Source organism: Paenibacillus sp. CR_12, from assembly GCF_041953985.1.
GTDB lineage: Bacteria > Bacillota > Bacilli > Paenibacillales > Paenibacillaceae > Paenibacillus_AQ > Paenibacillus_AQ lautus_A.
The window spans coordinates 314512-327900 of record NZ_JAVFHO010000005.1; the positions used below are offsets into that span (position 1 = coordinate 314512).

Here is a 13389-nt window from a genome sequence, read left to right on the forward strand (position 1 = left end):
AGGTAATCACGATGAAAACAATGAAGCATACAAGCCCACTGGCCAAAACACTCGCGGCTGCCGGATTAGCGGGCGTCCTGATGATTTCCGCTTCGGGTCTGCCATCCGCTCATGTCCATGCCGAAACCAAAACTGCAGCGAGCACCGATCTGGTGAAGGCTTCGACTTCTGCCCCGCAACGGATAACGTTCAAAACATTGCACTCCAAGGAAAAATGGCTCGAAACGGATATCAAGATTCCTGTATTCCAGGGTCTGGCCGATACCAAGTACCAAGATCAGCTAAATGACATCATCGAATCCCATGCTTCCAAGGATATCGCCAAATGGGAAAAGGAGGCCTCCGAGGCTGCGGCAAATGAGGAACTGAACGGCTATACCATGCACCCTTATCAGCTGACGATCACCTATGAGCTTACATCGGATGGCACGGACGACAGCCTGATATCCCTTAAGGTCATCACGGAAGGCATGGGAATGAACAATGGCGATCCCCGCGTGGATACGTATAACTTCACGAACGAAGCCGAAGCCCAGCGCGTGACGCTGGAGGACCTGTTCGGGAAGAATTACAAATCGATCGTGGATACGGCGGTCAAAACCGCGATTGCCGCGGATCAGGACCATTACTTCGCGAACGAAGACGGATTTCAAGGCATAGACGCGGAGCAATCCTTCTATGTCGCGGACGGAACAGCCTACATCGTATTCCAAAAATACAGCATCGCCCCAGGATCCACGGGAACGCCGGAGTTTGCCGTGAAGCTGCCGGGTACAGCACCCGAAGAAAAGCCCGTTTCCGCCGTCTTGAAGCCAGGCGCTTACTACAAGGATAACAACGGCAAGATGATGGTTCCCGCGGCCCGCGTGCTGCGTCAGCTCCAATTCGACGTCAAGTGGAACGGCAAGAGCAAAACCGCGGAAATCTCCAAAAGCGCCGTCTGGAGCGCGGTGACGCTGAACAAGGATGCGTACGCTTTGAGTAAAATGGCTCCGCGCTCGCTAGGCGCGTCTCCCGCAATGAAAGACGGCCACGTCTATGTTCCGCTCGCTTTCCTCACGGACATTCTGCAGCTGCAGGCAGACCAAAGCCAATATGGCGACATTACGGTGACGGCAGCACAATAACTATTTTTCACGCAATCAAATCGTTTCTGCTTTCCATAAAGAGCTGGCAAAGTCGGGACAACGGCACAGCAGCATGGCGGCAACAAAAGAGGCCTCTCCAACACGGAGAAGGCCTCTTCTTATTTCAATGAAGGGGGAATTGCCTGACGCGGCTTTCAGTACCCCGTTTTCTGCAATGAATTGGTCAACAATACCCCTCCGCCAAGGCTTCTCCAGCCCTGCCGCCCCATTCATCGTCCATCAAAAATCGGGCTTGGACATACTCTCCTTCACGCACGAAAGTCAGACGGTAATACACCTCTTCATCCTCGCAAATCTCAAAATACAAGGCATACCGCCCTTCTTGCAGCGGAAGCTCGATGACGGCGTCCGACATGACGGATAGCAGCTCCAGCTTGCCAGGATCCAAAACGTCAAACGGCACGACCATTCGGCGCTGCGCGTTCGGGTCTTCCGTGAACGCCTCTGTCAGGGCCAGCTTCACCCAAGCGCCGAAAGCATCGTCAGGAATCGGATCAAAGGTCAGATAACCGGGATGAATGACCGCGCCCTGCTTGATATTGATTTCTCCCCACTGGCACAACTCCTCGTCAAAATCCCGCGAGCGGATTTGAATCTGATGGTGCGAGATGGTGAGATCCACCTCTTGGGTCAATTTTGTATGCTGCATTGTACGGCACCTCGTTTTGAAAAAATTCTATTTAAGCTGCTCCATATGGATCGTGGCCAGCCTGCGCTCTTTATCCACCCGAACCCGCATACTGACGCCCAGCTTCTCCTCGAACAATCGGGTAACATTCAGATACTTATCCTCCACCACGCCCGACCCTCCTTGGCCGTTGGAGCGCGTCATGCCTGCGGTGATAATCTCCTTCACCATATCCCCGTCCGCTTTGGCTGCCGGGTCGTATGTAAATATGGGCTCTATACGGTCATTATAAAAGATGATGTCCTGCCGATATTCCTTTGCGTTCACATACTCTTTCCGGGTCTCGATATAGTCCTTCTCAAGATGGTCATACTGGACCCTCCCCGCCAAGAACGGATTGTCCTCCGAAGCCTCCACCTCGAACTGCCCATATGCCAATTGATACAGCATGTTGAGGTCCGACCCTTCCAGTCTGTAATAGAGCGGGCGCAGCTCCCCCTTCTTATCGGTTGCGGCGAAGCCAGCCAGCAGCGGCCAAGCATCCACTTGTTCACCATCCACATCAACGGCGAGCTGGTATTTGGTCAAGACGACCTCATGCTGAAAAAGCCCATACGTGCGCGCAATAAAATAGCCGGGTGTCAACAACACGGCCGCCACCAACAGGATGACTCCCCAGAGGACCCGTCTGTTGTTCATGCTGTCACCTCCCCTCGCTGGTTCTTCATCCGACTCCTAACACACCGCCTTTAGGCAAAGTTATGGGCATTAGGAGTGGTTCTATGTCTTCTGCTTCAATTAGTAGTCCACTTCTTCAATGTCGGTGCGCAGATTGCGGTTGGACGCCTGAAGCAGCTCCGTGAAGGAAGGCGCGATATAGTAAACAAAATCAGGATCATGCACGTACATGATGATCTGCCCGGACGTTCCCGGCTCAGCCGGATCGAAATCCAGCATCAGATACAATGAGCCGCCCGCCATCGTGGCAAACGGATACCATGCCTTGTGGAACAGGTACGGTTTAATTTCCGGATCCAGCCGCTGTACCTCCTCTGGACCGTAGTACGCATCGAGCCGTTCGTCCCGCTCGCAGAAATATGATTTGATTTCCCTCATCTCATCCAGGCTCATCAGATAGAACGGGGTGTATTCGCCATCTCCCTCGTTACCGGGATAGAGCACGTGAAATGCGTACCCGCTGCCGTCCTTCTTGCTGTAGAACGAACGGAAATCCTCCGGCAAAGCGATCCTCAAATTGCTTCAATCGATCCGAGGCCGCTCCCTCCAATTGTTTATACTCGCCCAGCAGATCCCGAAGATCTTCGGCCACCTTCTCCTCCAGCAGCTGCTCCAGCTCGGTCATCAGACCATCGATGACAGCATTCATATAAACATCCCCTCCGTTTTAGAGCATGTCCGCTCATTCCAAGCGGCAGGCTTTCCCTTTACTAAAAAGTATATAGAACCCGCCCCAATGAAAACAACATGTCCAGCGGCATGCAAAAAAAGGGACAAAATCCCTGTTGAGATGTCCGTTTTTGTTCTTTTATGAAAAAACCCCGGGTATTTTCGCTTCCGGCTGCTGCGCTTGTCATCCATACATAAAAGGCCGATAATGGAAGCAGATTTCGATCACGAAGATAACTTGGAGATGGGGAGGCTAAACGATGGAATACGTCTACTTGGGAAGAACCGGACTTGAAGTATCCCGCTTCTGTCTGGGAACCATGACTTACGGAGATTGGGATTTGGACGAGAAGACCTCGCTCGGCATTATCGACAAGGTGCTGGATTCGGGGATTAATTTTATCGATACGGCAGATACCTATGGCAAGGGTACGAGCGAAGAAATTATAGGCAAAGCCCTTCAAGGACGAAGAGACCGGGTGATCGTCGCGACCAAATTCAAGGTACGGACCGCCGAAGGACCGAACGGAGAAGGCGCCAGCCGTTACCGCATCATGAGACAGGTCGAGGCCAGCCTGAAACGGTTGAATACGGATTACATCGACCTCTACCAAGTGCATAGACCGGATCCTCATACCCCGCTGGACGAGACGCTGCGCGCGCTCGATGATCTGGTTGCCCAAGGAAAGATACGATATATCGGCTGCTCGAACTTCGAGGCTTGGCGTATCGTCGAATCCCTGTGGACCAGCGAGAAAATGAACCTCGAGCGCTTCGTTACCAATCAGCCTTCATACAGCATCTTCAACCGATATATCGAGCAGGAAATCCTGCCGGCTTCACAGCGCCACGGCCTGGCTACGCTGGCCTACTCCCCGCTGGACGGCGGCTGGCTGTCCGGCAAATACCGTGCCGGGCAGCCGCTGCCGGTCAATTCGCGGGGCGAGCGCATGGATTTGGATGCTCCCGGCAACCGTGCCAAACTGGACAAGGTTGAATGGCTCGCCCGGCGTGCAGAGGACAAAGGGATCACACTGGGGCAGTTCGCGCTGGCATGGCTGCTGCAGCGCAGCATCATTCCCGTCGTCGGCATCCGCAGCGAGCAGCAGCTTGCGGACAATCTGAATGCACTGAACGTGCAGCTGACCGAAGAAGATTTGAAGCTGGTGGACGAGGTGTCCCCAAGCCCATACCGGGACTTCTCCCAGGACGGCAGCTTCTGGTTCAATGAACCGCGTGCTTACCGGTTTAAGTAAGCTTAAGCGGGACCCGTAAGGCATCACCAAACCAAAAAAGCTATATTCAATGCTGCACGCCCGGCATCGGTCAATCGATTCCGGGCGTGCAGGCTATGTGGCATCCACAAACTCCAGCCTTCCGAAACGCGAGGGGATATGGTAATTGACCTCTCCGGTGGGGCTCCATGCCTGATATTCCCGGTTTCCTTGGTCGTCCTCGTCAATGCGGTAAAAATTCACGTTCCAGCATCGTCCCTCTTGCGGCGGATTCTGAAAGTTCTGCGCCGGAATGCGAATCTCGTAAACCAAATTTCCCTTACCGTCGTTCTCTACCGTGGTCAGAAGGCCGGTAAGGTCCCACTCGACATCGCTGTCCGTGATCGACTTTTGCCCATCGTTACGGATCCGCGCATCAAATACAACATTGTTCGGGCTCACCTCAAGCTCGATATATTCCAAACCTTCCCCTGCTTCATCCATAAACAGCTCCACGACATCCTGCTCATACAGCGGGTCATCCCGATGCCGATACTCCGAGACGATATGTGAATCCTGGCAAACAAACTGCACGTAGAAGCATTCGGCACTCCAGCAGGCGCGCACCTCCGTCGCTTCCTTCGCGGCAAGCCCGGTCACGGTGTCGCTCAGGGCCACAGCTTCATAGCGGCTCCAATCGACGCTTCCCCGATTCTCTCCCTGTTGAAGGTATATGGCGGGCTTGCATGGGTAAATGGCGGTATAACGCATGATCATCCCTCCGAAACATTTTCAATTGTAGTCATGATATCCTCTATGATAAGTCATACAGATTCGGTTCGCTATTCCGTGGTAAGAATAAAGATCATACGGAAATCCCATCTTTTGTTCTATGCTCCCATAGTGAAAAGAAGCGCATGCTGTGCTACAATAATAAAATTGCAAACTCTAGGGAGGGTTATGGATTCGCCATGCTCATAATTGGTATCGCCGGCGGCACCGGATCGGGCAAAACAACGGTTGCCCGCTCTGTCATTGACCGTCTTGGTTCAGATAAAGTCACGTTTATTTCGCAGGATAACTATTACAAGGATCATAAAGAGCTCAGCTTCGAGGAACGCGAAGCGATTAACTATGATCATCCGTTCGCTTTTGACAACGAGCTGCTCGTCGAGCATCTCGGCATTTTAAAAAGCGGACAACCGGCTTTCGCGCCGGTATATGATTTTACCGCCCATGCCCGCTTCACGGATCAGACCATCGAGCTGAAGCCGAACAACATCGTCATCATCGAAGGCCTGCATGTGCTGTCCGATGAGAATCTGCGCAAGCTGCTTCACATTAAAGTGTTTGTGGATACCGATCCCGATGTGCGCCTGCTTCGCCGGGTCGTACGCGATATTGAGGACCGCGGCCGAACCATCCAGTCGATCCATAATCAATACCTGACAACCGTCAAGCCGATGCATGAGGCGTTCATCGAACCCTCCAAGAAATACGCCGACCTGATCATTCCCGAAGGCGGAGAGAATGAAGTCGGCATTCGCCTGCTCTCCGTCTTGACCGAGAAATATCTGACCGGCGACCGCACGCTGTCGGGCGAATCATAAGACAAGCTTGTACGTCAGCCTTTAGGCATGTTGGCAGAATGAAAAAAGCCCGCGGATCTGTAATGACAGGTCAGCGGGCTTCTTGACGTTGTCCGTTCGCTTACGCGCTAGTAAGCCAGCCTGCTCGTATGGCTTGCATTCTTCCGTTTCCGAGCGTTCTGCGGTCTGTGCGTTCTTTTTCTCCGGAATGTACGTCCGGTGTTTTTGTTCTCCGGAATGTTGCGTTATCCGCATTATCCGCGTTTTCTGCGATTCCTGCGTTTACTGCTTTTCCTGCACTTTCAGCATTCCCAAGTCTCCTGCGTCACCGGTCCCCTCAAAACATTCAGTTCCCGGCGCTTCAGCCGTCATACGCGCGGATCGTAATCCGCAACCACGAGCACGTCCATATGCCTTGAGGATCGCAGCAGGCTCCTGATCCATTTTCGCCGAGCGAACAGCTTCCATCCGTCCATCTGCGGCTGGCCGATAATGAATTGGGTCGCCTTGACCTCGTCTGCTGCGGCGACCAATCGGCCACAACAGGCGCATGCCGGTTCCCTTTTTACCGGCAGCGGCAGCATCGTGAAGGTGCCTCCAAGACGCTCCGTTAACGTCTGAAGCGCCGTCAAGCGCTGCTCGTCGTCATGAGACAGGCTGTCATGACGCTCCAGAGGGAATGCCACATACCAGGCTGCCTTCAGCCGATGGGCGATCCGGAAGCCGCGGCGAATGAGCCGCTCCGCTTGCGGCTCCCTGCCGACCACGACATAGATAATTTCCTCGCGCCGCCACGGCCCCCGAAGCGAGCCGCTGCGCTGCCATGACTCCAGCCTTTCGTCCACATCATCCGCAATCTCCCTTAAGGCAAGCTCTCTTAGGGCGATCAGGTTTCCCGTCTTGAAAAAATGGCTGAGCGCCTGATGAATTTTCTCCTTCGCATAGATGTTCCCATCCTTCATCCGCTGCCGCAGCGACTCCGGCGTCACGTCGACCAGTTGAACCTCATCGGCCGATTGCAGAATATGATCCGGTATCGTCTCGCGGACACGGACGCCTGTAATCTGCTCGACGGCATCATTCAAGCTCTCCAGATGCTGCACGTTTACGGTCGTAATGACGGAGATGCCGGCCGACAGAATATCCTGCACATCTTCATACCGTTTCTTGCGCTTGCTTCCGGGCACATTCGTATGCGCCAGCTCATCCACGAGGACCACGTCCGGCCTCCGGCGAAGGATCTCATCGGTATCCATCTCCTCAAGGCGCGATCCCCTGTAGTCCACCCTTTTTCGCGGAAGGGCCTCCAGATTGCCCACCTGGGACAGCGTATCCTTCCGGCCGTGCGTCTCCAGCAGACCGACGAGAACCGTCAATCCCTTCTTCAGCAGATCGTTGCCTTCCCGCAGCATCGCATAGGTCTTCCCTACGCCCGGGGAGGCGCCGATATATACCTTGAACCGTCCCCGCTTGACCTGCTCAATCTTCTGATCCAGCTCCTGTTCGTTCAAGCGGTGAAACGATTCGGAAGGGAGCCGCAGCGGATGAAGCCGGGCCGGAATGATCCGCTCCCCGTCATGTTCCGCCCGATCCGCCACCATAAAAATATCAATCCCGCGCGTTTTCTTGAGCAGATCCTGAATAATCGAACCCTGCCAAAGCTCTTGCATGCGCGTCTGCTTCGAATGGCCAAGCACAATGCGTGTAACGTGGTGCTCCAGCGCATACTGAACCAGCATGTCAGCGAGCTCCCTCCGGGAACGGAGGGGCAGCTCCTCCAGCTTGGCGCCGATCCGCACCGCGAGCTTCGCCATGGAGCGCTTAAAGGCGGCCTGTTCTTTCGTAAGCTCTACTTCCGGCTTCACAAACGTAACAGCCAACAGTTCGCCGTTTAAACGCTTCGCGATCTGCTGCCCGCGCCGCATATAGATGGAACCGTTCCAATGGTATTGGGTGGACACCAGTATTCGCTCATCGGCTCCCGATGGGCCGACGAGTCCCTGTTCTTTGCGGTACCGCTCCAGGGAATGGCTCACGCCTTCGGCAACGAGGCGGAGCGTCAACTCCCGGAGCACCGCCAGATTGCCCTGCTTCCATAGGCTGCCGTCTCCAAGCAGGCCGCCTTGTGCCCGTTCCAGCATCGTTTCGGGCGTTACGTCAATAAGCACCACTTCGTCGGCGCTCTCCAGCGTATCGGCCGGTACCGTATGGCTGGCTTTAATGCCCGTCAGCTTGGAGGCAATGTCCTGCACATCCTCAAGCTCATACACGTTGACCGTTGTGATGACGCTGATTCCGCGGCTTAACAGGAATCGGATATCATCCAGCCGCGCAGCATGCCGCGCTCCCTTCCGGTTGCGATGGGCAAGCCCATCGACAAGCACTACCTCAGGGTTGCGCTGCACCAGCAGATCAAGATCAAGATCCTTCTTCTCTACGCCGTCCTCCATCCAATGAATGCTGGGCACCCGTTCCAGATCACGGACCTGCTCCACCGTTTCCGGCCGCTGCATCGTGGATACCGCGCATATGACGACATCGATGCCTTGCAGCCTCAAGGTCTGCCCTTCTCGAAGCATATGATAGGTTTTTCCCGATCCGCTCACAGCCCCGATATATACCTTGAGCCGTCCCTGATGGAGCTTGGAAATCGACCTTAAGAGCTCCTCCGGCGATTTTCTCCGAAAGGGATCCATGATCAGTCAAGGTTAAGAAGCTTTTGGAGCCCCAGATTCAGCTTCAACACATTCACGCGCGGTTCACCGAATACGCCCAAATCCCGTCCCTCCGTATGCTCCTTTACCAGCTGATCAAGCTCTGCTTCCGCAATTCCGGTTTGCTTGCTGATCCGCGGAATCTGAATATACGCGGCCTGCGGCGATAGGTGAGGATCCAACCCGGAGCCGGAATTCGTTACCAGATCGATCGGCACCTCGCTCACCGGAACGTCCGGGTTGTTCTCCGTCCACGCTTCAATTGATGCCTTCGTTCGTTCAATCAAATCCGGGTTGGAAGGGGCATAGTTATTGCTGCCTGAGCCGGCCCCGTTGTATTCAATGCTGGACACCCTGCCGTGAAAATATTGCGGCTCCGTAAAGTCCTGGCCGATCAATTCCGATCCGACCACCTTTCCGCCCCGATCCGTGACCAAACTGCCGCCGGCTTGCTTCGGCATGAGCAGGTGCGCCGCTCCCGTCGTGACCAGCGGATAAAGAATTCCGCATAACACGATAAATACAAGACTTGTTCTCAGGGCCATGCCCAGCGAGACACGGGCCGCGCCCACCCCAGCGAGAGGGGCCGGCGATGATTTCTGCAATGGCTTATTCATGGTTCCTCGATCCCTTCTTTCATATTTTCCTCAAATAGCAGCCTCCGGGATATCTCGATAGGACGGCTGCTGTTTCCGGCCTAAATCCAGAGATGCACGATCATATCGATCAGCTTAATCCCGATGAACGGCACGATCACGCCGCCTAATCCGTAGACCAGCACATTGCGCTGCAGCAGCTTCGACGAGCTCATCGGCTTATAGGCCACACCCTTCATCGCAAGCGGAATCAGCAGCGGAATGATAATGGCATTAAAGATCAGCGCCGACAGAATCGCCGACATGGGAGAACCCAGTCCCATGACGTTCAGAACGTTCATGCTAGGAATAGCAGCCGCGAACATCGCCGGAATGATGGCAAAATATTTGGCGACGTCGTTCGCGACGCTGAAGGTGGTCAGCGCGCCGCGCGTCATCAGCAGCTGCTTGCCGATGGCAACCACCTCGATAATCTTCGACGGATCCGAATCCAGATCCACCATATTGGCCGCTTCCTTGGCTGCGGTGGTACCGCTGTTCATCGCCAGCCCGACATCGGCCTGGGCCAGCGCCGGGGCATCGTTCGTCCCGTCCCCGGTCATCGCCACCAGCTTGCCTTCGGCTTGTTCTCGGCGGATGACGGCAATCTTATCCTCGGGCTTGCTCTCCGCGATGAAATCATCGACGCCCGCTTCACGGGCAATCGTCGCCGCGGTGAGCGGGTTGTCGCCCGTGCACATAATCGTCTTGATGCCCATCCGGCGCAGCTGGTCAAACCGTTCCTTCATGCCCGGCTTCACGGTATCCTTCAAGTAGATCAAACCAAAGATGCGGTTATCCACGGCGACCGCAAGCGGGGTTCCCCCCTCTGTGGCGATGGCGTCGCTATTTGGCGACAAATCCGAAGGGATGGGGCCTCCTTGCGACTGCACCCACGCCTTGACGGCATCCACAGCGCCCTTGCGGACTTTCCGGCCATCCCTCAGGTTCATGCCGCTCATCCGGGTCTCCGCCTTAAATCCGATGAATTCCGCCCCATCCGCCATGCCCTCATCCACTGCGAAACCTTCCTTCCTCAGCAGCTCCAACACCGACCGTCCTTCCGGCGTCTCATCCTGCAGCGAGCTCACCGCGGCCCACTGGGACACCGATGCCAGCGACTCGCCGCCGACGGGAATCAACCGGCTGGCCATCCGGTTACCAAACGTAATGGTACCCGTCTTATCCAGAATCATCGTGTTGATGTCACCGGCGGCCTCAACCGCTTTGCCGGACATCGCCAGCACGTTGAACTGCGTTACCCGGTCCATGCCGGCAATCCCGATCGCTGACAGCAACCCCCCGATCGTGGTCGGGATCAGACATACCAGCAGCGAGATCAGCACCGGAACGGTCAACTCGATGCCAAGATACTTCGCGATCGGTGCCAGCGTCACAACCACGATCAGGAAGATCAGCGTTAAGACGATCAACAGCGTATTCAGCGCAATTTCGTTTGGCGTCTTCTGCCGGGAGGCCCCTTCGACCAGCGAGATCATCCGGTCGATAAACGATTCCCCCGGATCGCTTGTAATCCGGATGCGGATCGTATCGCTGACAACCCGGGTCCCCCCCGTGACCGAGCTGAAATCGCCGCCGGCTTCTTTAATGACGGGGGCGGATTCCCCGGTAATCGCCGATTCGTCAACGGATGCAAGGCCCGCAATCACTTCCCCGTCCCCGGGAATCATCTCGCCCTGCGCGACCATCACGATATCTCCTTTGCGCAGAGCCGTGGACGACACGGATTGTACCCCGCCGTTCTCCATCACTTTGCGAGCCGTCATTTCCTGCTTCGACTGCTTAAGGGAATCGGCCTGCGCCTTGCCGCGCCCTTCGGCAAGCGCCTCTGCGAAGTTTGCGAACAGCAGCGTGAACAGCAGGATGACGAACACGGTCAGGTTAAATCCGATACTGCCCTCGGTACCGAAATAGGACGGAAATATCGTCATAAGCAGCACAACCAGAGTCCCGGCCTCCACGACAAACATGACCGGATTTCTCATCATCAGGACGGGATTCAGCTTCGTGAAGCTGTCCTTCAGCGCCTGACGGACCATCTCTTGGGACATCGCTTTTTTTCTCGTATTATTCATGGTAATAGGCCACCTTTTCTATTTAACGAATCGTCAGATGCTCGGCAATCGGTCCCAGCACCAGCACAGGCAGGAAGGTCAAGGCACCGATGATCAGGACCACCGCGATGAGAATGCCGGCAAAAAGCTTATTATCTGTCCGGAACGTTCCGAGCGTCTCGGGAACCCACTGCTTCCGCATCAGAGAGCCGCCCACCGCCAGCAGGGCAATCATCGAAATATAGCGCCCGATCAGCATGACCAGTCCGGTGCTGATGTTCCAGAACGGCGTGTTATCCGCAAGGCCCTCAAACCCGGAGCCGTTATTGGCAGCGGATGACGTGTATTCGTAAAGCACCTGCGAGATGCCGTGAAAGCCCGAATGGGCAATGCCCGCCTGTCCCGCATCCGTCATGAGCGCGAGCGCCGTCGGAGCAAGGATGATCAATGGGTGTACCAGAATGACAATCGCGATCAGCTTCATCTCCCGGGCCTCGATTTTTCTGCCGAGAAATTCGGGGGTACGGCCAACCATAAGACCGGCCAGGAACACCGCCAGGATCGCGTACATGAGCATGTTCATCAGCCCGACGCCTTTTCCGCCAAAAACGGAATTCAGCATCATCAGGGACAACGGCGAAATCCCGCCGAGCGGCGTGAGCGTATCATGCATGTTGTTGACCGACCCGGTCGTGGCCGCAGTTGTCACCGTCGTAAACAGGGAGGATTGGGCGATCCCGAACCGGACCTCCTTGCCCTCCATGCTGCCTTGCGAGGCGTCGATGCCCAGCTGGTTTAATGCCGGGTTGCCGTTGGTTTCCGCGGCATAGTTCAAGGACAGGAAGCCGATAAACAAGGTCATCATTACCGAGAATATGATCCAGCCCTGCTTACGGCTCTTCGCGAACAAACCAAATGTGTAAGGAAGCGCCGCCCCGAGACTCCACATGGACAGAATCTCGATCACATTGGTCAGCGGGGACGGGTTCTCGAACGGATGCGCCGAGTTGGCCCCCATAAAACCGCCCCCATTGGTGCCCAGATGCTTGATCGATTCGAGCGCAGCCACCGGACCCACCGCTATTTGCTGCTCGCTTCCTTCCAGCGTCGTGACGCTGAGCGTAGGCTTCAGGGTCTGCGGCACCTGCAGCGCCACCAGCACCATCGCAATGATGAAAGCAGCCGGAATGAATACCCGGGTATGCGCCTTAACGAAGTCCTCAAAAAAGTTGCCGACGGTCGTGCCCTTGCTGGTCACCGCCCGGATAAAAGCAATCGCCACGCACAGCCCGGTCGCCGCGGACGTAAACATCATCATCGTAATGACGGCCATCTGGGCCAGATAAGACAATCCCGACTCCCCGCTGTAATGCTGAAGATTCGTATTGGTCATGAAGCTGATCATCGTATTGAACGACAAGATCGGTTCCATATGGCCGATGCCGTTCGGGTTCAGCGGCAGCACCTTCTGCAGCCGCAGAATCAAGTAGCCCGCCGCAACCAGCACGATATTCGTTAACACAAAGCTGACGGCATATCCTTTCCATGTCATCCCCTTGCGTTCTTTCAAGCCGATCAGAGCAAAGATCGGTTTCTCCGCCCAGGAGAACCATCTGTCCGTTCCATTGCTTTCATAACGAAACACCTGATATAGATAAGTTCCCAGCGGCTTGACCAGCAGCACTAGAACGAGTATAACGATGGCAATTTGTAAAATGCCCATGACGATGCCTTCCTCCTTCAGCCGTTTCCCTAGAATTTTTCAGGGTGAATCAGCGCATAAATCAAATAGAGAAAAATAAAAATCGTGAATATCAACATGATCATCACGGCTGATCAGCCTCCGGTTCCGAAACCACGCGCCCGCACCAGGACATAAACAGCATGAGCAGTCCGTAGGTTCCTCCCAAAATGAGCACCATAACTAAATCCTGCATGAATGTAACCTCCCCTAACTCTTGTGGCGTCAGTCCAAACGC

13 protein-coding genes are annotated in these 13389 nt (G+C 55.2%); 3 read left to right on the forward strand and 10 right to left on the reverse strand.

Features of this window, described 5'->3' with window-relative positions:
* Positions 1-11: 11 nt before the first annotated feature.
* Positions 12-1127, forward strand: a complete 1116-nt coding sequence (locus RB297_RS20200; protein ID WP_375121257.1) for a stalk domain-containing protein — start codon at positions 12-14, stop codon at positions 1125-1127.
* 184 nt (positions 1128-1311) lie between these two features.
* Here RB297_RS20200 and comJ read toward each other — a convergent pair whose 3' ends face one another.
* From comJ to RB297_RS20220, 4 genes are all read right to left on the reverse strand, one after another.
* A complete protein-coding gene (gene comJ / locus RB297_RS20205; protein ID WP_096774778.1) occupies positions 1312-1797 on the reverse strand; it encodes a competence protein ComJ in 486 nt (161 codons plus the stop codon).
* Positions 1798-1824: 27 nt separating this feature from the next.
* Positions 1825-2475, reverse strand: a complete 651-nt coding sequence (locus RB297_RS20210; protein ID WP_375121258.1) for a hypothetical protein — start codon at positions 2473-2475, stop codon at positions 1825-1827.
* A gap of 99 nt (positions 2476-2574) precedes the next feature.
* On the reverse strand, positions 2575-3018 hold the full coding sequence (locus RB297_RS20215) for an SMI1/KNR4 family protein (RefSeq protein WP_375121259.1): 444 nt from the start codon (positions 3016-3018) through the stop codon (positions 2575-2577).
* Complete coding sequence (locus RB297_RS20220) at positions 2942-3163, reverse strand: hypothetical protein (protein WP_375121260.1); 222 nt, start codon at positions 3161-3163, stop codon at positions 2942-2944. The genes RB297_RS20215 and RB297_RS20220 overlap by 77 nt, the downstream gene beginning before the upstream one ends.
* Before the next feature lie 280 nt (positions 3164-3443).
* On the opposite strand from RB297_RS20220, the gene RB297_RS20225 reads away from it, so the two are divergent.
* Positions 3444-4439, forward strand: coding sequence for an aldo/keto reductase (locus tag RB297_RS20225; protein ID WP_213580033.1), 996 nt, complete (start codon positions 3444-3446; stop codon positions 4437-4439).
* A gap of 93 nt (positions 4440-4532) precedes the next feature.
* Here RB297_RS20225 and RB297_RS20230 read toward each other — a convergent pair whose 3' ends face one another.
* Positions 4533-5168 (reverse strand): carbohydrate-binding family 9-like protein, encoded by a 636-nt coding sequence (locus RB297_RS20230; RefSeq protein ID WP_213580032.1) that lies wholly within the window; start codon positions 5166-5168, stop codon positions 4533-4535.
* A 200-nt stretch (positions 5169-5368) separates the two neighbouring features.
* Here RB297_RS20230 and udk point away from each other — a divergent pair, with 200 nt between their 5' ends.
* Positions 5369-6007 (forward strand): uridine kinase, encoded by a 639-nt coding sequence (gene udk / locus RB297_RS20235; RefSeq protein ID WP_012818654.1) that lies wholly within the window; start codon positions 5369-5371, stop codon positions 6005-6007.
* 347 nt (positions 6008-6354) lie between these two features.
* Here udk and RB297_RS20240 read toward each other — a convergent pair whose 3' ends face one another.
* From RB297_RS20240 to RB297_RS20260, 5 genes are all read right to left on the reverse strand, one after another.
* Positions 6355-8682: a histidine kinase gene (locus tag RB297_RS20240; protein WP_375121261.1), complete on the reverse strand. Its 2328-nt coding sequence runs from the start codon at positions 8680-8682 to the stop codon at positions 6355-6357.
* Between the two features lie 2 nt (positions 8683-8684).
* On the reverse strand, positions 8685-9317 hold the full coding sequence (gene kdpC, locus RB297_RS20245; protein ID WP_192569949.1) for a potassium-transporting ATPase subunit KdpC: 633 nt from the start codon (positions 9315-9317) through the stop codon (positions 8685-8687).
* Between the two features lie 80 nt (positions 9318-9397).
* On the reverse strand, positions 9398-11431 hold the full coding sequence (kdpB, locus tag RB297_RS20250) for a potassium-transporting ATPase subunit KdpB (protein WP_375121262.1): 2034 nt from the start codon (positions 11429-11431) through the stop codon (positions 9398-9400).
* A gap of 22 nt (positions 11432-11453) precedes the next feature.
* Complete coding sequence (gene kdpA, locus RB297_RS20255) at positions 11454-13133, reverse strand: potassium-transporting ATPase subunit KdpA (protein WP_375121263.1); 1680 nt, start codon at positions 13131-13133, stop codon at positions 11454-11456.
* Positions 13134-13162: 29 nt separating this feature from the next.
* A complete protein-coding gene (locus RB297_RS20260) occupies positions 13163-13237 on the reverse strand; it encodes a potassium-transporting ATPase subunit F (protein ID WP_009595876.1) in 75 nt (24 codons plus the stop codon).
* Positions 13238-13389 lie beyond the last annotated feature (152 nt).

Excerpts from the sequence above, each read along its gene's own strand:
- RB297_RS20200 (WP_375121257.1), top strand. The coding sequence starts at position 12 with ATGAAAACAATGAAGCATACAAGCCCACTGGCCAAAACACTCGCGGCT.
- comJ (WP_096774778.1), bottom strand. The coding sequence starts at position 1,797 with ATGCAGCATACAAAATTGACCCAAGAGGTGGATCTCACCATCTCGCAC.
- RB297_RS20210 (WP_375121258.1), bottom strand. The coding sequence starts at position 2,475 with ATGAACAACAGACGGGTCCTCTGGGGAGTCATCCTGTTGGTGGCGGCC.
- RB297_RS20220 (WP_375121260.1), bottom strand. The coding sequence starts at position 3,163 with ATGAATGCTGTCATCGATGGTCTGATGACCGAGCTGGAGCAGCTGCTG.
- RB297_RS20225 (WP_213580033.1), top strand. The coding sequence starts at position 3,444 with ATGGAATACGTCTACTTGGGAAGAACCGGACTTGAAGTATCCCGCTTC.
- RB297_RS20230 (WP_213580032.1), bottom strand. The coding sequence starts at position 5,168 with ATGCGTTATACCGCCATTTACCCATGCAAGCCCGCCATATACCTTCAA.
- udk (WP_012818654.1), top strand. The coding sequence starts at position 5,369 with ATGCTCATAATTGGTATCGCCGGCGGCACCGGATCGGGCAAAACAACG.
- RB297_RS20240 (WP_375121261.1), bottom strand. The coding sequence starts at position 8,682 with ATGGATCCCTTTCGGAGAAAATCGCCGGAGGAGCTCTTAAGGTCGATT.
- kdpC (WP_192569949.1), bottom strand. The coding sequence starts at position 9,317 with ATGAATAAGCCATTGCAGAAATCATCGCCGGCCCCTCTCGCTGGGGTG.
- kdpB (WP_375121262.1), bottom strand. The coding sequence starts at position 11,431 with ATGAATAATACGAGAAAAAAAGCGATGTCCCAAGAGATGGTCCGTCAG.
- kdpA (WP_375121263.1), bottom strand. The coding sequence starts at position 13,133 with ATGGGCATTTTACAAATTGCCATCGTTATACTCGTTCTAGTGCTGCTG.